Origin of the sequence: Bacteroides gallinarum DSM 18171 = JCM 13658, assembly GCF_000374365.1 — a bacterium.
GTDB lineage: Bacteria > Bacteroidota > Bacteroidia > Bacteroidales > Bacteroidaceae > Bacteroides > Bacteroides gallinarum.
In genome coordinates this window covers 1-18,454 of the sequence record NZ_KB894136.1, presented here as the reverse complement: position 1 = coordinate 18,454, position 18,454 = coordinate 1, and the positions used below count along the sequence as shown (strand labels likewise).

Below are 18,454 nucleotides of genomic sequence, written 5' to 3'. Positions count from 1 at the left end.
TTTTCTACTCTCCCTCGTAATACTCGCATAGATAATAGCGGGCGATAAAGTCCCAGTTCCCGTGCAGCACTTCTTTGCCGTTGGGGAAAGGAAACTGTACATCGGGCAATATACCCTTGAGCATTCCATACTTTACCAGGTCGAACGGGCAGGCTCCCGGACGGCAAAATAGTTTGTAGCCTTCGGCAGCGGCACGCCCGGCATCGTACATCGGATTGTGCTCCTCGCAAAAATAGGCGGCTACGTTATGGGCTACCAGCATACCTTTGGCATTGGCGTATATCACGAATTCCTTTTTATATTGCAGGTCGGGCAGCAGGGCAGAGGGAGAATTCTCCCACTTCAATACTTCGACGAAGAACCGGCACAACTCTTTGTAAGTGGCGAAGTACAGCAACGGTTTTCCTCCGCTGTATTCCAGGCAACGTTCCGCATCCTTGCTTAATTTTGTTCCGGGTACGACTTCCGGCAGGGGAGTTACGGGCATATCCAACAAGTCGGGACCCATTACCCACAAGGACGAGGACGGTTTCTCATTGATAGGAGCGTCCTCGAAAGCCTCGTCCATGAGTTCGTACGCCTCCTGGGCTAAAGCCAGTAAATCCTTATCGTGCGGGTCTTGCAGCGTGTACGACCCTTCCTCGTACAGGGCGAACTGCGATTTCAACGTCCACAGTACGAATGCCACATCTTCCCGGTTGATTTCATCGGGAACATAGTCGCCGGACAACCGGTAAAAAGGCAGGTACGTGCCATACAGCGAGTGATATAGCCCGGAGAATGTCTTCCAGCCTCCCGACTGCGCTATGGCGTCCTGAAAATACATGCAGAGCGAAATCGCAGCGTCCTTCTGTTCGTAGTCGTTTCCTTTGAACAAAACGGACTGTTTCACTGCCGGAAGAAGCTTTACGGCAAAATTAAGATACCATTGGTCGCCGGGTAGAATGCGTGTACGTTCATTGGCGCCTAGCCATTGTTTCATGAGAATGGGAGCTGGATTCATTGTTTGTTTGCTTTAATGTGAATACTATGTATGTAAGAGTTACAGTCTTTTCAGCGCCAGTTTGATAACCTGCTCTACCGGAGCATCGGCATCCTCTTTTAGAATGGCCGTTACCACTTTTTGCGAGGGAGCCTGCGCAAACCCCAGCATTGTAAGGGCGGCTACGGCTTCTTCCTGTACCTGCGCATTGGCGGCGGTAAAGGAAATCCCGGTCATGCCGGCTGTTCCGGCAGCGGTTCCTCCGGCTTTTATCTTATCCTTCAAATCGACTATGATACGCTGGGCTGTTTTCAGGCCGATACCCTTTACCGTTTTCAGCAGGCCGGCATTCTCCGTGCTGATGACATTGATTAGTTCTGCCGGCGATAAGGCCGAGAGAATCATGCGTGCCGTATTGCCGCCGATACCCGATACGGAAATCAGCAGCAGGAATAATTCACGCTCCTGTTTGTCCGCAAAGCCATAAAGAACGTAGGCATCTTCGCGGATAGCCTCGTAAATGTATAATTTGCAATTCTTTTTCCCCTGTATGGCAGCATACGTATTCAGGGAAATGTTTGCGGCATATCCCAGGCCGTTGCAGTCTATGACTACGTTTGCCGGACCGAGCTCGGCAATTTCACCTTTAATGTATTCTATCATATGTTTACGAATATGGCGCGGTAAACCCTTGTCGCTTTACCGTCTTGTTACTCTTTGCCTGCGAATGTAGGAATTATTATCGACTTTTAGTCTTTAAAAAAAGAAAAAACTCTGTGAAACTTGCAGGCTTCTATACTAAGATATAAATGAAAATGCTTACTTTTGTGCCGATAAAATAGAAAGTTGATAACTAAAACCGATAAAAGAATGAAAAAAGTAAGAGCAGCCATTGTTGGATATGGCAATATCGGACATTATGTACTTGAGGCGCTGCAAGCAGCTCCCGATTTTGAAATCGCCGGAGTAGTGCGCCGTGCAGGAGCAGAGAACCGCCCGGCAGAGTTGAGTGAATATTCCGTAGTGAAAGATATCAGGGAATTGAAGGACGTAGACGTCGCTATCCTTTGTACCCCTACCCGCAGTGTCGAAAAATATGCCAAGGAGATACTGGCATTAGGTATCCATACGGTAGACAGCTTCGACATCCATACCGGTATCCCGGCATTGCGCCGCACGTTGGATGCGGAGGCAAAGGCACATAACACCGTGTCCGTCATTTCTGCCGGCTGGGACCCGGGGAGCGATTCCGTTGTGCGCACCTTGCTGGAAGCCATTGCACCGAAAGGCATTACCTATACCAACTTCGGACCGGGCATGAGCATGGGGCATACGGTAGCGGTAAAAGCCGTTGAAGGCGTGAAAGCAGCCCTCTCGATGACCATTCCTACCGGTACGGGAATACACCGCCGCATGGTTTATATCGAACTGAAAGAGGGATACGAATTCGACAAGGTAGCCGCCGCTATCAAGGCAGACCCATATTTCGTAAACGACGAAACCCACGTGAAACTCGTTCCGAGCGTGGACGCGCTGCTCGATATGGGGCACGGTGTGAACCTTACCCGTAAAGGCGTTTCGGGAAAGACGCAGAACCAACTGTTCGAGTTCAACATGCGTATCAATAACCCCGCCCTCACCGCACAGGTGTTGGTATGCGTAGCGCGTGCCGCCATGCGCCAGCAGCCGGGCTGCTACACAATGGTCGAAATTCCGGTTATCGACCTTCTGCCGGGCGACCGCGAGGAGTGGATTGCACACTTGGTATAAGGCTATAAAAGAAGCGGGTGGCTTCGGCACCCCCCCTCAATAAAAACGAGGGTGTGTCGAAACTCTCACAAACTAAAAATCACCCTCGCCACAGTCAGTTGTAGCGAGGGTGATTTCGGTAAAGGGGGAGTTTTGACACATCCCCGTCTTTTTATGTCTTGCCGTTTTAGAATAGGAACCGGAGTATATCATTGAAGTTTGCCCAGATTATCAGGCCGAACAGCAGGAACATACCCACCATTTGCGCACGTTCCATAAACTTGTCGCTGGGCTTGCGGCGCGCTACAATCTCGTAAATCAGGAATAAGACATGCCCGCCGTCCAATGCCGGAATAGGCAGTATATTCATGAAAGCGAGGATAATGGAGAGGAATGCCGTCATGTACCAGAACTGATACCAGTCCCATGTTGCGGGGAAAATGCTGCCGATTGTTCCGAAACCGCCGAGCTGCTTGGCGCCCTCCTTGGAAAAGAGGTACTTCATCTGCCCCACATATCCTTTCAGGGTATTCACTCCCAGAGTTACTCCGGCGGGGATAGATGCGAAGAAACCGTACTCCTTCTTCACAACGGGCAGCAGCCTGTCCGTCTGCATGGACGCCACGATACCTATCTGGTACAAAGAATCCGTTGCCAGCGTCACCGTATCCGTCACTCCGGCTCTTACATAAGTCAGGGAGATAAGACGGTTGTCGGGAGTTGCGGCCTTCTGGCGGTTCAGCATCTCTTCCTTAAAGTCGAAGTAGGCGATGTTGCGCCCGTCCAGTTGCGTAACGCTGTCGCCCGGTTGCAAGCCGGCAAGTGCGGCGGGGCGTCCCGGTGCGATGCTGTCGATTACGAACGGATAGCGGAACGATGCGAAGCGGATGCTGTCGGCAAGCAGGCGTTCCATCATATCTTCGGGGATATACACGGAGGCTTCCTGCCCGTTGCGCAGTACGGTAACCTGGCGTGCATCGACGATGCTTGTCAGCATGTCGCCACCGTAGCGCTCCAAAGGCACACCGTCGGCAGATACCAGTATATCGCCGTCACGAAAGCCTATTGCTTTGGCTGTTTCGTTGAAGTCCATACCCAGCGGGGCTTTCTGTAAAGGTACATACTCATCTCCCCAGGTGAAAAGTATCATAGAATAGATGAATAATGCCAGCAGGAAGTTGAACAGAACACCGCCCACCATAATCAACAGTCGTTGCCATGCCGGTTTGGCACGGAACTCCCACGACTGCACGGGCTGTTTCATCTGCTCGGTATCCATGGACTCGTCTATCATACCTGCAATTTTCACATACCCGCCTAAAGGCAACCAGCCGATGCCGTATTCCGTCTCGCTGTTTTTCGGTTTGAACTTGAACAATGTGAACCACGGGTCGAAGAAAAGGCAGAACTTCTCTACTCGTGTCTTGAATAAGCGGGCAAAAAGAAAGTGCCCTCCTTCATGGACAATGACGAGCAGCGAAAGGCTCATTATGAGTTGTAGGGTACGAATCAAGAATGTTTCCATTAATTTACTAATTTACTGTTTTTACTGTTTTATGATTTACAATTTATTATTCACCTGTCGCGGTTACCGGAAACTGCCGGATGCGGTCAGTTCTTCCGCTATCCGCCTGGCTTCCGCATCGGTAGCCACATAATCCTCGTAAGTAGGTTTCTGTATGAAAGACACCTTCTCCATTGTCTTTTCAATGACATCGCTCATGCCGAGGAACGATATTCCGTCCCGCAGGAAAGCGGCCACCACCACTTCGTTGGCGGCGTTGACGATGCACGGCATGTTTCCTGCACGGTGCAGCGCCTCGTATGCCAGCGCCAGGTTGCGGAAGCGTGCCGTATCGGGCTGCTCGAAGGTCAGCTCCGTACACTGCCGGAAGTCCAGCCGCGGAAAAGACGCTTTGGGACGTTCCGGGTAGGAAAATGCGTACTGGATAGGCAGGCGCATGTCCGGCATGCCCAGTTGCGCCTTCACCGCCCCGTCTTCGAACTGTACCATTGAGTGAATGACGGATTGCGGATGCACCACCACTTCTATCTGGTCGGGACGTACGCCGAACAGCCACTTCGCCTCGATTACCTCGAAACCCTTGTTCATCATAGAGGCGGAGTCTATCGTGATTTTGGCTCCCATGTCCCAGTTGGGATGTTTCAAGGCCTGCGCCTTAGTCACGGTGGCGAGCTGCTCCATTGTACAGGTACGGAACGGGCCGCCGGAAGCCGTCAGTATGACTTTCTCAATGGTATTGCCCGCTTCTCCTGCCAAACACTGGAATACGGCGGAATGTTCGGAATCTACCGGTAGGATAGGAGTGCCGCTGAAACGTGCCAGGTCGTTGATAAGCTCGCCCGCCACAACCAGGGTTTCTTTGTTGGCAAGGGCTATTATCTTGCGTGCACGAATGGCATTCATGGTAGGTTTCAGTCCGGCATAGCCTACCATAGCGGTCAGCACCATATCGATAGAGGCATCCGTTACAATCTGGCATAAGGCATCCTCGCCGGCATACACTTTGATAGGCAGGTCGGCAAGGGCATCTTTCAGTTGCCGGTATTTCGTTTCGTTTGCTATTACCACCGCTTCAGGCTTGAACTTGCGTGCCTGGGCAATCAGGTCGTCCACCCGGTTATTGGCAGTCAGCACATAGGCTTCGTACCGGTCGGGGTGCTCCTCGATAACCTGCAACGCCTGCGTACCGATTGAACCGGTAGAGCCGAGTATGGCAATTTGTTTCTTCATTGGATAAGATTGGGGATTTTATGATTTTAGATTTATGATTTTTATTTTATGCTTTATTTCTTAATGTTTTATTTCTTAATGTTTTATTTCTTAATGCTTTATACTTTATACTTTATATCTTAATGCTTTATACTTTCTATCTTATGTTTTATGTTTTCTTTCTTATACCTTCTATAATCTGATACTTCCTCCCGCCTTTCTGCTAAAACACGATGTAAAGTTCCGGATTGACAGCTCTTCCTTTGTGCCATAGCTCAAAGTGCAGGTGAGGACCGGTAGTCAGTTGTCCGGTATTGCCTACTAAAGCAATGGCTTCGCCGCCTTTTACGCTATCGCCCTCCCGTTTCAGCAGGGAACCGCAATGCTTGTAAACGGATACGAAGTCCTGGTTGTGCTGCACCTCGATTAGATAACCGGTTTCAGCGGTATAAGTACTTAGGATAACCGTTCCGTCCAGGGTAGCCAGTACGCTTTCTCCCGGGTTGGCGGCTATGTCCGTTCCGAAGTGTTTCTTCTCTGCATTGAAAGGAGACGAAATCATGCCGCGGGTAGGACGGTAGAATATCAGTCCGTCTACTTCGGGGCGCGAGGTGATGCTTGTCAGGTTGTACTTCTCCGTTTCCTCGTATTGCTTGCGGAATTCCGCCTCGCGCTGCGTGCGCTCCATGAGCGAATCCTCCCGCACGGTGGTAAGGGAGTCGATAGAATGTACCGTGTCGGTCTTTATCCTGCCCTGGAAAATATCCTGGATATTCATGATGTATAGGTTCTGCCTGGCTACCAGTTGCTGGAGCGAATCCACCCGCAAGGCATTCTCTACCACCTGGGCACGAATTTCACTGTTCATATATCCGGGCAGGTAATTGCGCAACGGGGTGAAAGCGACAATCAGGGAAGCAATCAGGAAGAGTACCGTCAGCACGGAAAGCAATACGGAGAAACCGTTCAGCTTGGATACACGTAGCGTGATAATATCCTCGAGGGTATTCTCATTCGTAATGGTAAGCCTGTACTTGAACTTGATATTACTCCAGAAAGCTTTTCTTCTTTTTTTCTTCTTATTTGCCGTCACTTATAAACTCTTGTTTAACTGTTTATCGTTCATTCAATCAATACTCACCACCTCCGGGTGGCGTCCGTCCGCCGTCCTGCCGTCCGGTTGTCCGTTCCCGGTTGCCGTTTTACACTTCTTCCGTTTCGTCCAAAGCCAGCAACCCTTCCGGCAGGTCTACCGTGATAACTTTATGCTTCCGGTCGATGCCTGCGATAAAAACCTCCTGCGCCGGAATCAGCAATTCCTCCCCCTTGTAATCCACTACGAACAAGGTATTAATGGTAGAGGTATCCACCTCCGTAATCTCGCCCAGTTTGCCGTGATGCACTTCTTCCACGCAGAAACCCACGAAGAAATCCCAACTGAGTTCTCCTGCCCCGGCTTCCTCGGCATGCTTCACGGGAAAGTACACCTCGACATTGGTAAACATGCGTGCACGTTCTGCCGTATCTACTCCTTCGAGCTTGACGAGAGCCGTGGTGTCCGAGCGGAAACGGTACTCCTCCATGAAGAACGGCACGAATATCCCGTCCAGCAGGCAAATAAGGTATTCCGCCTCCGTGCGGTCGAAAATATCATCCGTAAAGGTGAATGACAACTCTCCGTGAATGCCGTGAGGCTTGTTGAATATACCTATCTTATATACTTCTTCTTTTCGTATCATATCGTTTTACCGCCTTATCGCTTATCGCACATCCTGCCGTTTCACCGGCTTTGCCGCTCTACCGCCTCTATCTTCATATCCTCGTTATTCTCGCACCCAACGCATTCAGCCGCCTTTCAATATCCTGGTATCCCCGGTCTATCTGCTCGATGTTGTGGATACGGCTGATGCCGTCGGCGCTCATGGCAGCTATCAGCAGGGCGATGCCGGCACGGATGTCCGGCGAAGTCATATTGCCGCCGCGCAGCTTGAAACCGTGGTCGTGCCCTATTACTACGGCGCGGTGCGGGTCGCACAGAATAATTTGCGCACCCATATCTATCAGTTTGTCTACGAAGAACAGGCGACTTTCGAACATCTTCTGATGAATCAGCACGCTACCCTTCGCCTGCGTGGCAACCACCAGCAATACGCTCAGCAAGTCCGGGGTAAGACCCGGCCAGGGCGCATCGGCAATCGTCATGATAGAACCGTCGATAAAGGACTCTATCTGGTAGGTTTCCTGCGCCGGCACATAAATATCATCGCCGCGTTGCTCCATTTTGATACCCAACCGTCGGAAACTGTCGGGGATGATGCCCAAGTTGGCGTGCGATACATTCTTGATAGTAAGCTCGCTCCTCGTCATGGCGGCCATGCCGATGAAGCTCCCCACTTCAATCATGTCCGGAAGAATCGTATGTTCCGTTCCGTGCAGCTCGTCCACCCCCTCCACAGTGAGCAGGTTGGAGGCGATACCCTCTATCTTGGCACCCATGCGGTTCAGCATACGGCATAACTGCTGTACGTAAGGCTCGCATGCGGCATTGTAAATGGTCGTCTTGCCTTTTGCCAGCACCGCCGCCATGACGATGTTCGCCGTTCCCGTTACGGATGCCTCGTCCAGCAGCATATAGCTGCCCTGCAACCGCTGTGCGGATATTTCGTAAACCTCCCGTTTCTCGTTGTAGGCGAATTCCGCCCCCAAGTTCTGTATGCCGATGAAATGCGTATCCAGCCGGCGGCGTCCTATCTTGTCTCCTCCCGGCTTGGAAATCATAGCCTTGCCGAAGCGTGCCACCATAGGGCCTACCAGCATAACCGAACCGCGCAGGCTGGAACACCTTTTCAGGAACTCGTCGCTTTCCAGATAGGCGAAATCCACATCGGCTGCCCGGAAACTGTACGTGTCGATACCCTTCTTCGATACCGCGACACCCATATCCCGCATCAGTTGGATAAGGTTGTTGACGTCCAGTATGTCCGGTACGTTGTGCACCGTCACCTCTTCCGCGGTAAGCAGCGTGGCGCAGATAATCTGCAAAACCTCGTTCTTCGCTCCCTGCGGATAGATATCTCCTGAAAGACTATGTCCACCTTCTATTACAAATGAGGCCATGAAAGTAGTGGTTAATGATTAGCGGTTAGTGATTAGCTGTTAATAATTAGTGGCAGCGTGGTGATGTCGTATGGCATAAACGCTAATCACTAATTGTTAACCGCTAATCGCTTTAAATTCAGTATTTTCTTTTATTATTCCTATTGTTGTTCCTGTTGTTTTGGTTATTCGTTTTCGGACGGTAGTTCTGCTCAATCCGCTCGGACATCAGGCGTAGCAGGCTATCGGTCATTTGCAGTTTGCCGCCGGAGAGCTCTTCGAGGTCGTCGGCTATTTTGCGGTCGTCGATAGTATCTTTGTTCCACGCCATATAATCCTTCTTCATGTGGTTGCAAATCAGCGCTACCAGGTTCTGCTTCTCATCGCCTTCGGGAAATTCGCAAGCCTTCTGAATCAGCACTTCCAGGGTACGGCCGTAGTGGCGGTAACGGATTTTGGTGCTGGGGTAGGGAACTGCCTCCGGCTTGGTGTTCAGGTTGTCTTTGCGGATAATCTCGTAGGGATAGTCGATATCCAGCTTGAAGTCGGCCATGATAGCGAGGTGGTCCCAAAGCTTATGCTTGAAGTCGGGCACATCGCGCAGGTGCGGAAACATGCTCCCCATGATGTTGATAATGGTGTTGGCGCAACGTTGGCGCTCGGAGCGGTCTTCGATAGTCAGTGCATGGTCTACCATATTCTGGATGCTGCGGCCGTACTCGGGCAAGGGCATCCGTTTTTGTTGAGTGTTATATTGCATTTTCTTAACGGTTAATGATTCAGTGAGTAATGATTGGCGCTTACCGGCCGTTACAGGAGCTTCTTGGGCTGGCTCGCCACGAACTCCTTCAGGTAGAACGGTTCGAAGTAAGCCACATCCTTGAAATCCTTTTCAGCGATAGCCTTCTCTGCCAGCGGAAACATCATGCTTGCCAGCGGACGGATGCCGTCGATGAAATGCGCGTTGGGATGTACGATTTTCCCCTTGCACTTGGCTGCACCGTCGCCGAAGAAGTAAACGGGCTGCCTGTCCAGGAACTCCTTGTATGAGTTCTCGTCCACGATATCCGCCGCAATGTCGCGCACCGGCTTCAGCGCACGGTCGTACACGGCGGCATACACCTCCATGCGCCGGGCGTCTATCATAGGACACAGCAGCGCATCGTCCGGCAATTCGTCGTGGTAGAGCAGCACCGGTACGCACTGCACCTTCAAGGTAGGCAACCCGATAAGGGGCAGGTTGCGGCCGTAGCAGATACCTTTCGCCATGGACACGCCGATACGCAACCCCGTGTACGAGCCGGGACCGCAGCTTACGGCAACCGCATCCAGCGGCATGGCATGGCTGTCGGTGAACGACAGCGCCTCGTCCACGAATACTCCCAGCGATACAGCGTGTGAAGGCCCGTTCAGGTCTTCCTTCCTGAAAACGTTCTGCCCGTCCTCGCTCACGGCTACGGAGCAGGCCGACGTGGACGTTTCGATATGCAAGATATATGACATAGCTTCTGTTCTTCTGAATTTTATTGTGGCAAATTTACGTGATTATTTTCACTAATTAAAATAATCGTGTAATTTTGCGCAAAACTATAACATTATGATACAATCTATGACGGGCTACGGCAAGGCGACTGCCGAGTTGTCCGATAAGAAAATCAATGTCGAGATTAAATCGCTCAATAGTAAGGCAATGGACTTGTCCACCCGTATCGCCCCGCTTTACAGGGAGAAGGAAATGGAAATCCGTAACGAGATATCCAAGATGCTGGAACGCGGCAAGGTGGATTTCAGCCTTTGGATTGAAAAGAAAGATGCGGAGCAACTGGCTACCCCTATCAACCAGGAACTGATAGAGGCTTACTATAAACGGATTAAAGAGATTTCGGCGGCGGCTGGCATTCCCGAGCCCGCCGACTGGTTCGCCACCCTGTTGCGCATGCCGGACGTGATGACGAAGAACGAAGTCCAGGAGCTGAGCGACGAAGAATGGGTGGTGGCTCATCGGGCGGTGGAAGAAGCGGTGAGGCATCTTACCGACTTCCGCAAGCAGGAAGGAGCTGCCTTGGAACAGAAGTTCCGGGAGAAAATTGCGAATATCGCCCGTCTGCTCGAAACGGTCGCTCCGTATGAGCAGGAGCGGGTAGGCAAAATCAAAGACCGCATCACCGATGCCCTCGAAAAGACGTTGAGCATAGATTACGACAAGAACCGCCTGGAGCAGGAACTTATCTACTACATCGAGAAACTGGATATCAACGAGGAGAAACAGCGCCTCTCCAACCACCTGAGATACTTTATCAGCACGCTCGAGAGCGGCGAGGGAGGGCAGGGCAAGAAGCTGGGCTTCATCGCACAGGAAATGGGGCGCGAAATCAATACGCTGGGCAGCAAGTCCAACCATGCCGAGATGCAGAAAATCGTGGTGCAGATGAAGGACGAGCTGGAGCAGATTAAAGAACAAGTACTGAATGTAATGTAAATATACAATGGGCAAACTTATCATATTCTCCGCTCCCTCCGGTTCGGGCAAGTCCACAATCATCAACTACCTGCTGACGCAGAACCTGAACCTGGCTTTCTCTATCTCCGCAACCAGCCGTCCGCCGCGCGGTACGGAACGGAATGGCGTGGAATACTTCTTCCTCACCCCCGATGAGTTCCGGAGCCGCATAGCCAACGGCGAGTTCCTGGAATACGAGGAGGTGTATCAAGACCGTTTCTACGGAACGTTGAAGGCGCAGGTGGAAAAGCAACTGGCTGCCGGACAGAACGTAGTGTTCGACGTGGATGTGGTGGGCGGCTGCAACATCAAGAAGTTCTACGGCGAGCGCGCCTTGTCCGTTTTCATCCAGCCGCCCTCGGTGGAAGAGTTGCGCAAGCGCCTGATAGGTCGCGGTACGGATGCGCCCGACGTGATAGAGAGCCGTGTGGCGAAAGCCGAATACGAGCTTGGCTTCGCCCCCAAGTTCGATACGGTGATTGTGAACGACGATTTGGAAACTGCCAAGGCGGAAGCATTGAAAGTAATCACCCGATTCCTGAACTCTTGAACCGATGAAACAGAGAAGAAGCGTAAAATTGTCGCCGGGCGCCAACAAGGTGCTGTTAGTGCTGAACATCGTTTTGTTTCTGGGCGCCATTGTCCTGGCGGTACTGAACGTAAACCTGAAGGAGTATACTCCTGCCGTGGCGATGCTCATCGTCATGGGCATAAGCGGAGCCAACGTCTACGGCTGCTGGAAACGCCTGAAAGGGAAGCGCTGACGCCCCCTCTTGTTTTGATTGTCAACCCTCAACTTTAGTTTATCGAATGGAGATAGGAATTTTCAGCGGCTCGTTCAACCCGGTACATATCGGGCATCTGGCACTCGCCAACTACCTTTGCGAATACGAAGGGCTGGATGAGGTGTGGTTCATGGTAACCCCGCACAACCCGTTGAAAGAGGAGGCATCGCTCATGGACGACGAATTCCGGCTCGGGCTGGTGCGTCTTGCTATTGCGGGCTATCCGAAGTTCCGGGCTTCCGACTTCGAATTCCACTTGCCGCGCCCGTCCTATACCGTCCGTACGCTCGACGCGTTGAAGCGGGCTTATCCGCAGGATACTTTCCACCTTATCATCGGCTCCGACAACTGGGCGCTCTTTCTCCGCTGGTATCAGTCGGAACGTATTCTTGCAGAAAACCCTATCCTTATCTATCCCCGTCCGGGTTATGCGGTAAACGGGGATTCGTTGCCCCGCAACGCTAAATTGGCCTCCTCGCCCTTGTTCGAAATCAGTTCTACCTTTATCCGCCGGGCTATGGAGGAGGGCAGGGATGTGCGCTACTTCCTGCATCCGGCTGTTTATGAAGCGCTGAAACAAACTAATCCGTAACGAAATGAATAACCCGGAAACCATGCAGATTCCTTATAACTTCGGTGTATGTGCATCTGCCGATTGCCCGAAAAGCGCTACCTGCCTGCGCCACATAGCCTTGCAGCATGCCTCCCTGCAATATGCGTTCCTGCCTACGCTCACTCCGCAAAAGCTGGCGTCGATGAAGGGAAAGTGCGAATATTACTGCCCGGATACGACGGTGCGCTATGCCCGCGGCTTTACCCGTACGGCAGGGTTGCTGACGGTCAATGTGGCGGGTACGTTCCGCCTGCGTCTTATCTCTTACTTCGGACGCAAGAATTACTATCTTGCCCGTAAGGGCGAATACCTCATCAATCCCGCCGCGCAGCAGTATATCATTCGCCAGGCAAAGTCCCTCGGCTTGCAGCTCGACGACTATTTCGACGAATATGTAGACGGATACGATTGGGGATATTGACCGTTTTCTCCGTCCCCTCTCCTTTAACCCTTCGGATACCGCATATCTGCCGTGCCTTTACGTACGGTATAACTCTGTACGGCAGTATGTTGCAGTTTCCTACCGGTAGGGAACTCCCGTTCCCAGGCATGGAAACTTCCGTTCCCACTAACAATAACTCCCGTTTCCCTGCATAGGAACTCCGGTTTCCCCTTATGGGAACGGGAGTTTCTCCCTATGGAAACGGGCGTTTCTCCTTGTGGGAACGGAAGCAGTCCCATGGGAACCCGGCGCCGACGTATTTTCAGCGGAAGTATTTGCTATTATCTTTTTTCTTTTGTTTCTTTGTAAAATAGACTCTTTTTATGAAGAACATAGCATTTGTCGACTTAGAAACCGTTCCCGGTTGCTTGCAGATAGAGGATATAGGAGCCGTTCGCAGCGACGGGGCGGGCTTTCACGAGAATTCGTTCGGAAAGTTGCTCGATTTCCTGGGCAATGTGGAGTACATGGGAGGGCATAATATATTGAAACACGATTTGACTTATCTCGCTCCTTTGTATGAGAAGGCAGCACTTCGTTTGCCTAAGGTAATAGATACCCTTTATCTGTCTCCGCTGTTATTTCCGGAACGCCCTTACCACCGCCTCCTGAAAGACGATAAATTGCTTACGGATAGTATCAATAACCCTTTTAATGATTCGGTAAAGGCTTTTGAATTGTTTAGGGAAGAGGTCGATGCGTTTGAAAAGCTGGACGACGACCTGCAGTTCATTTATTACTCCTTGCTGGGAGATACGGTTGAATTCGGCGCTTTTTTTCATTTTATAAATTATCATCCGGATAGGGCGGGCAGTTTACCGGATATAGTGCGTTGCAGGTTTCGCGGGAAGATTTGCGAGTCGGCTCCGCTGGCCGGAATGGCTGCGCGTTATCCGCTGGAACTGGCTTATACATTGGCTTTGATAGATTGCGAAGACCGCTATTCCATTACCCCTCCGTGGGTGCTTCATGCATTTCCCGATGTAGACAGGCTGATGACCCGGTTAAGGAATACGCATTGTGCCGCGGGATGCCCTTATTGCAATAAGGCTTTCGATATTTATTCAGGGCTGAAAAAGTATTTCGGATTCAGCTCTTACCGGCTTTATAATAATGAGCCGTTGCAGGCAGGGGCAGTGGATGCGGCGGTGAAAGGGAAGTCTATACTGGCCGTCTTTCCTACGGGAGGCGGCAAGTCCATTACGTTTCAGGTTCCGGCGCTTATGTGCGGGGAAACGGTAAAGGGGCTCACTGTGGTTATTTCGCCTTTGCAGTCTCTCATGAAAGACCAGGTGGACAACCTGCGCAAACATAACATTACGGAGGCTGTGACGATAAACGGACTGCTGGACCCGGTGGAGCGGGCAAACTCGTTCGAGAGGGTAGAGGACGGTTCGGCCTCCATGTTGTACATCTCTCCGGAGTCTTTGCGTTCGAGAAGCATCGAGAGGTTGTTACTGGGACGGAAAATAGTCCGTTTCGTGATAGATGAGGCGCATTGTTTCTCGGCATGGGGGCAGGATTTCAGGGTGGATTATCTCTATATCGGTGATTTTCTGAAGCAGTTGCAACAGAAAAAGAAGCTTGTGGAGCCTATTCCCGTGTCTTGTTTTACGGCTACGGCCAAACAGAAGGTGATAGAAGATATCAAGGAGTACTTCAAGGTGAAGTTGAATATCGACTTCGAGTTATTCCGTGCCGGTTCCAGCCGTACCAATTTGAGGTACAAGGTATTCAAACGCGGTGACAAGCGCGAGAAGTACAATAGTTTAAGGGAGATTATAGAGGCGCATTCCTGTCCGGTCATCGTTTACGTTTCGCGTACCCGCACCGCTTCGGGGCTGGCCGCCCAGTTGGTGAAGGACGGAATCGAAGCGAGGGCGTATCATGGCAAAATGGATGTGCGCGAAAAGACGGATAACCAGAATGCGTTTATTGCCGGGGATGTGCAGGTTATGGTGGCGACCTCTGCCTTTGGTATGGGAGTGGATAAAAAGGATGTGGGGCTTGTGGTGCATTACGAGATTTCCGATTCTTTGGAGAATTATGTGCAAGAGGCGGGAAGGGCTGGTAGAGACGAGCATATCACGGCAGATTGTTTTATTCTTTTCGATGAGGAGGATTTGAACAAGCACTTCATCTTGCTGAACCAGACGAAGCTGCATATGAAGGAGATACAGCAGGTGTGGAAAGCGATAAAAGAGCTTACCCGCTTTCGTTCTACCGTTTCGCAGTCTGCACTCGAGATAGCGCGCAGGGCCGGGTGGGACGACAACATAGCCGACATAGAAACGCGTGTAACCACGGCTATCGCTGCCTTGGAGGAGGCGGGGTATATACATCGCGGCCAGAATATGCCGCGTGTATTTGCCAATAGCATTATGGCGAGGACTGCCCAGGAAGCTATTGACAGGATTAATGCTTCCGGAAGGTTTTCCGGGAAGCAGGAGGAACAGGCTATCCGTATCATCAAGAAGCTGATAGCTACCAAAAGCCGGAAGCATCTGAATAATGAAATACCGGAAGCGCGAATAGACTATATATCGGACCATTTGGGTATCACCCGGGAGGATGTGATACAGGTAGTGACATTGTTGCGCGAGGAAAAAATACTGGCCGATGCCCAGGACTTGACTGCTTATATAAAGCGGACGGAGTCGTGCAACCGTTCGCTCGAGATAGTCCGTTTCTTCAACCGGCTGGATAAGTTCCTGCTCGGTTCTTTCACCGAAAGGGAAGGGCTCTACAATCTGAAGGAGTTGAGGGAGGAGGCGGAGCAGGCTATGGAGAGGAGTGTCAGTCCCGATAAGTTGAAGGTGCTTATCAACTTCTGGGCGGAAAAGGATTGGTTGAAGCGCGAATACCAGGATGCGGCGAAAAACCATGTCGCTATCGTGCTGACGGAACAGAACCGGAGTCGATTCAGGGAAAAGGCGGAACGCAGGTATATATTGTCGGATTTCATAATCAATGCCTTGTTCGGTAAGGCCGGTACGGGTGATAAAGATGAAATATCCCGGGAGGAGGTGCTGGTAGAGTTCTCCGTGCTGGAACTGAAAGAGGAATTCGAGAAGGAGGAAAGGCGGCGGGGAAGCTTGTTTCGGCAGGCGGTTTCGACAGAGGATGTGGAGGATGCGCTTTTCTATCTTTCGCGTATCGGCGCTTTGCAGATTGAAGGCGGTTTTCTGGTGGTTTATAACAAGCTTTACATCAATAGGATAATCCTTAATAACCTGATAAAGTATAAGCAGGAGGATTACCGGAAGTTGGAGCTGTTTTATGAAAACAAGATTCAGCAGATTCATATTGTGGGTGAGTATGCGCAGAAAATGGTGGAGGATTATCAGGCGGCCTTGCAGTTTGTGGATGATTATTTCAATCTTAATAACGCTTCGTTTTTACAGAAGTATTTCCCAGGTAACAGGCGCCATGAGATAGGGATGAAGATGACGCGCTCTAAATATATGCAGGTATTCGGTGAGTTGTCCGAGAAGCAGTTGGCGGTAGTCAAGGATAATTCGTCGAAGCATATCGTGGTATTGGCCGGCCCGGGAAGCGGTAAGACGAGGGTACTTGTCCATAAGCTGGCATCGCTGTTGCTCATGGAGGATGTGAAGCACGAACAACTGCTGATGCTTACTTTCTCGAGGGCGGCGGCCGGTGAGTTCAGGGAGAGGTTGTATAAGTTAATCGGTAATGCCGTCGGATATATCGAGATAAAGACTTTTCATTCTTATTGTTTCGATTTGTTAGGATGCCAGGGTACGTTGAAAAGGGCTGAGTCGGTGGTGGAGGATGCGGTGAGGAGAATCAGGAGCGGCGAGGTCGAGAAGAACCGGATTACCAAGACCGTATTGGTGTTGGATGAGGCGCAGGATATGACGTCGCATGAGTTCGGTTTGGTAGAGGCGCTTATCGAGAAGAATGAGGAGCTCAGGGTGATTGCCGTGGGGGATGACGACCAGAATATCTACGGCTTCCGCGGCTCCGATTCGCGGTATATGAAAAGTCTTGTCGATAAGTATGATGCGCATACTTACGAGTTGCTGACGAACTACCGTAGCAAGAATAATCTGGTTCAGTTTGCGGGGGCGTTTATAACGCGGCTGGCCGGGCGGATGAAGTCTTCGCCTGTTATTTCCAAGGATTTGCAAGACGGGATTATCCACATCACGCATTATAAATCGGCTAATATGGTGTTCCCTTTGGTGCGGGATGTGTGCGAAAGTAATCTGGCGGGTAGTACTTGTGTGCTCACGCTGACGAATGAGGATGCCATGCTGATTGCCTTTCTTTTGAAAGAGAGGGGGATGCCCGTCAGGCTCGTTCAGTCGAACGACGGCTTCCGCTTGACCGATTTGGATGAAATTCATTATTTCAATAGCTTGCTGGGATTGTCTGCAAATACTTGCCTGATAGATGCAGAACGGTGGGAGTCGGCGAAAAGGGGATTGAGAGAAAGGTTTTTCAATGCTTCTTCCATGGAGGTTTGCTGCAATATCATCAGGAAGTTCGAATCGCTTTATGAGGAGCGGAAGTACCGTTCGGACTGGGAGGCTTTTCTGTTCGAATCCAGGCTGGAGGATTTCTATACTTTCAGGGGTGAGGAGATAAATGTTTCTACTATTCATAAGGCGAAAGGAAAAGAGTTCGAGAACGTCTTTCTGTTGTTGAATGACGATTGCAAGAAATACACCAGCCGGTTGCGTGAGATTTATGTGGCTATTACCCGTAGCAAGCAGTTTTTGTCGGTACATCTGAATGATTATTATGCCGGCCTCATGCCTAAGGAGTATGCGAGTTTTCAGGTAGATACCAATGAATATCCTGTGCCGGAGTATTTGTATTTCTCATTGGAGCACACGGATGTCTGGCTCGATTTCTTTCTGTATCCTTTCCGGCAGGATTTAATCGGGAGGTTGAGAAGCGGGAGTCCGTTACTGCTAACGGAGAAAGGATGCTCGGATAGCGATAAGAACGAGGTATTGCGCTTTTCCTCGAAGTTTCAGTCTGTAATCAGGGTGTGGCAGGAAAAGGGATACGGATTGCACAAGGCTGCCGTGAACTTTGTGGTGTTCTGGAGAAAGCAGGATAGCAATTCTGGAGAGGTCAGGATTGTATTGCCTAAAGTTGTTTTAAAGAAATGCCCCGGTGTGGCGGGTAAATGAAACAGGAAGGTGGTACGTATTGCATAAATGGAAAGATGAGAGTGGGTCAGAGTTCCGTATAATCCGCGGCGAACTCTGACCTTATTTAGGGACATTCAGTAAATAATATAAAATCAGCCAACTAATTCATACACAAAATATTGCGAATTAGCTGGCTTTTTTGTATCTTTAGGTATTCCCCCGCAAATAAGGTTTGAAGGCCAAAACGGGGGAAATTCCCCGACTAAGATATGGCTAAGATACAAAATATTTCCGAAATTCACCCAACTTTGGGCTTCACAGAATTTGATGTTCTGGAAAAATACCGCAAAAGTTTTAATGAGAGTGAGCTTGGCAGGCTTCACTCAGTGTTCCCGTTTGAACGCATGGCAAAAGCCGCAGGCCT

At 50.7% G+C, this 18,454-nt stretch carries 17 protein-coding genes and 1 pseudogene; 8 read left to right on the top strand and 10 right to left on the bottom strand.

Going from position 1 to position 18,454, the window contains the following annotated elements; all coding sequences use genetic code 11:
* Window positions 1-4 precede the first annotated feature (4 nt).
* Window positions 5-1,003 carry a DUF3843 family protein gene (locus C233_RS0113035; protein ID WP_025068832.1) on the bottom strand — a complete coding sequence of 333 codons (999 nt, stop codon included), beginning with the start codon at window positions 1,001-1,003 and terminating at the stop codon, window positions 5-7.
* A 39-nt stretch (window positions 1,004-1,042) separates the two neighbouring features.
* A complete protein-coding gene (gene ruvA, locus C233_RS0113030; RefSeq protein WP_018668011.1) occupies window positions 1,043-1,645 on the bottom strand; it encodes a Holliday junction branch migration protein RuvA in 603 nt (200 codons plus the stop codon).
* A 207-nt stretch (window positions 1,646-1,852) separates the two neighbouring features.
* Here ruvA and C233_RS0113025 point away from each other — a divergent pair, with 207 nt between their 5' ends.
* On the top strand, window positions 1,853-2,752 hold the full coding sequence (locus C233_RS0113025; RefSeq protein ID WP_018668010.1) for a diaminopimelate dehydrogenase: 900 nt from the start codon (window positions 1,853-1,855) through the stop codon (window positions 2,750-2,752).
* A gap of 166 nt (window positions 2,753-2,918) precedes the next feature.
* Here the strand turns inward: C233_RS0113025 and rseP are convergent, their stop codons facing one another.
* From rseP to tsaB, 7 genes are all read right to left on the bottom strand, one after another.
* Window positions 2,919-4,256, bottom strand: coding sequence for an RIP metalloprotease RseP (gene rseP, locus C233_RS0113020; protein WP_025068833.1), 1,338 nt, complete (start codon window positions 4,254-4,256; stop codon window positions 2,919-2,921).
* A 63-nt stretch (window positions 4,257-4,319) separates the two neighbouring features.
* The gene (locus C233_RS0113015) at window positions 4,320-5,486 is read right to left on the bottom strand and encodes a 1-deoxy-D-xylulose-5-phosphate reductoisomerase (RefSeq protein WP_018668008.1); all 1,167 of its coding nucleotides are present in this window, start codon (window positions 5,484-5,486) and stop codon (window positions 4,320-4,322) included.
* 202 nt (window positions 5,487-5,688) lie between these two features.
* Window positions 5,689-6,558, bottom strand: coding sequence for a M23 family metallopeptidase (locus C233_RS0113010; RefSeq protein ID WP_018668007.1), 870 nt, complete (start codon window positions 6,556-6,558; stop codon window positions 5,689-5,691).
* Window positions 6,559-6,667: 109 nt separating this feature from the next.
* Window positions 6,668-7,204 (bottom strand): ribosome maturation factor RimM, encoded by a 537-nt coding sequence (gene rimM / locus C233_RS0113005; protein ID WP_018668006.1) that lies wholly within the window; start codon window positions 7,202-7,204, stop codon window positions 6,668-6,670.
* A 73-nt stretch (window positions 7,205-7,277) separates the two neighbouring features.
* On the bottom strand, window positions 7,278-8,582 hold the full coding sequence (gene murA / locus C233_RS0113000) for a UDP-N-acetylglucosamine 1-carboxyvinyltransferase (RefSeq protein WP_018668005.1): 1,305 nt from the start codon (window positions 8,580-8,582) through the stop codon (window positions 7,278-7,280).
* Window positions 8,583-8,700: 118 nt separating this feature from the next.
* Complete coding sequence (locus tag C233_RS0112995) at window positions 8,701-9,321, bottom strand: DUF4290 domain-containing protein (protein WP_025068834.1); 621 nt, start codon at window positions 9,319-9,321, stop codon at window positions 8,701-8,703.
* A 50-nt stretch (window positions 9,322-9,371) separates the two neighbouring features.
* Window positions 9,372-10,064, bottom strand: coding sequence for a tRNA (adenosine(37)-N6)-threonylcarbamoyltransferase complex dimerization subunit type 1 TsaB (tsaB, locus tag C233_RS0112990; protein ID WP_018668003.1), 693 nt, complete (start codon window positions 10,062-10,064; stop codon window positions 9,372-9,374).
* A 94-nt stretch (window positions 10,065-10,158) separates the two neighbouring features.
* Between tsaB and C233_RS0112985 the strand changes: the two genes are divergently transcribed.
* From C233_RS0112985 to C233_RS0112965, 5 genes are read left to right on the top strand one after another with little or no spacing between them, the layout of a single operon-like run.
* Window positions 10,159-11,040 carry a YicC/YloC family endoribonuclease gene (locus C233_RS0112985; protein WP_025068835.1) on the top strand — a complete coding sequence of 294 codons (882 nt, stop codon included), beginning with the start codon at window positions 10,159-10,161 and terminating at the stop codon, window positions 11,038-11,040.
* 7 nt (window positions 11,041-11,047) lie between these two features.
* Entirely contained in the window at window positions 11,048-11,611 is a 564-nt protein-coding gene (gene gmk, locus C233_RS0112980) for a guanylate kinase (protein WP_018668001.1), read from the top strand.
* A gap of 4 nt (window positions 11,612-11,615) precedes the next feature.
* The gene (locus C233_RS0112975; RefSeq protein WP_018668000.1) at window positions 11,616-11,825 is read left to right on the top strand and encodes a hypothetical protein; all 210 of its coding nucleotides are present in this window, start codon (window positions 11,616-11,618) and stop codon (window positions 11,823-11,825) included.
* A gap of 46 nt (window positions 11,826-11,871) precedes the next feature.
* Window positions 11,872-12,438, top strand: coding sequence for a nicotinate (nicotinamide) nucleotide adenylyltransferase (gene nadD, locus C233_RS0112970; RefSeq protein WP_018667999.1), 567 nt, complete (start codon window positions 11,872-11,874; stop codon window positions 12,436-12,438).
* Window positions 12,439-12,442: 4 nt separating this feature from the next.
* A complete protein-coding gene (locus C233_RS0112965; protein WP_018667998.1) occupies window positions 12,443-12,880 on the top strand; it encodes a DUF6078 family protein in 438 nt (145 codons plus the stop codon).
* Window positions 12,881-12,903: 23 nt separating this feature from the next.
* On the opposite strand, the gene C233_RS0112960 is transcribed toward C233_RS0112965, so the two are convergent.
* Complete coding sequence (locus C233_RS0112960; protein ID WP_018667997.1) at window positions 12,904-13,140, bottom strand: hypothetical protein; 237 nt, start codon at window positions 13,138-13,140, stop codon at window positions 12,904-12,906.
* 84 nt (window positions 13,141-13,224) lie between these two features.
* On the opposite strand from C233_RS0112960, the gene C233_RS0112955 reads away from it, so the two are divergent.
* Together C233_RS0112955 and C233_RS0112950 are read left to right on the top strand one after the other, a co-directional pair.
* Window positions 13,225-18,069, top strand: a complete 4,845-nt coding sequence (locus tag C233_RS0112955; RefSeq protein WP_018667996.1) for a RecQ family ATP-dependent DNA helicase — start codon at window positions 13,225-13,227, stop codon at window positions 18,067-18,069.
* Between the two features lie 230 nt (window positions 18,070-18,299).
* A pseudogene (locus C233_RS0112950) lies at window positions 18,300-18,454 on the top strand (DDE transposase); the annotation flags it as partial.

Coding starts and splice junctions, on each gene's coding strand:
- C233_RS0113035 (WP_025068832.1), bottom strand. CDS start 1,003: ATGAATCCAGCTCCCATTCTCATGAAACAATGGCTAGGCGCCAATGAA.
- ruvA (WP_018668011.1), bottom strand. CDS start 1,645: ATGATAGAATACATTAAAGGTGAAATTGCCGAGCTCGGTCCGGCAAAC.
- C233_RS0113025 (WP_018668010.1), top strand. CDS start 1,853: ATGAAAAAAGTAAGAGCAGCCATTGTTGGATATGGCAATATCGGACAT.
- rseP (WP_025068833.1), bottom strand. CDS start 4,256: ATGGAAACATTCTTGATTCGTACCCTACAACTCATAATGAGCCTTTCG.
- C233_RS0113015 (WP_018668008.1), bottom strand. CDS start 5,486: ATGAAGAAACAAATTGCCATACTCGGCTCTACCGGTTCAATCGGTACG.
- rimM (WP_018668006.1), bottom strand. CDS start 7,204: ATGATACGAAAAGAAGAAGTATATAAGATAGGTATATTCAACAAGCCT.
- murA (WP_018668005.1), bottom strand. CDS start 8,582: ATGGCCTCATTTGTAATAGAAGGTGGACATAGTCTTTCAGGAGATATC.
- C233_RS0112995 (WP_025068834.1), bottom strand. CDS start 9,321: ATGCAATATAACACTCAACAAAAACGGATGCCCTTGCCCGAGTACGGC.
- tsaB (WP_018668003.1), bottom strand. CDS start 10,064: ATGTCATATATCTTGCATATCGAAACGTCCACGTCGGCCTGCTCCGTA.
- C233_RS0112985 (WP_025068835.1), top strand. CDS start 10,159: ATGATACAATCTATGACGGGCTACGGCAAGGCGACTGCCGAGTTGTCC.
- gmk (WP_018668001.1), top strand. CDS start 11,048: ATGGGCAAACTTATCATATTCTCCGCTCCCTCCGGTTCGGGCAAGTCC.
- C233_RS0112975 (WP_018668000.1), top strand. CDS start 11,616: ATGAAACAGAGAAGAAGCGTAAAATTGTCGCCGGGCGCCAACAAGGTG.
- nadD (WP_018667999.1), top strand. CDS start 11,872: ATGGAGATAGGAATTTTCAGCGGCTCGTTCAACCCGGTACATATCGGG.
- C233_RS0112965 (WP_018667998.1), top strand. CDS start 12,443: ATGAATAACCCGGAAACCATGCAGATTCCTTATAACTTCGGTGTATGT.
- C233_RS0112960 (WP_018667997.1), bottom strand. CDS start 13,140: ATGGGACTGCTTCCGTTCCCACAAGGAGAAACGCCCGTTTCCATAGGG.
- C233_RS0112955 (WP_018667996.1), top strand. CDS start 13,225: ATGAAGAACATAGCATTTGTCGACTTAGAAACCGTTCCCGGTTGCTTG.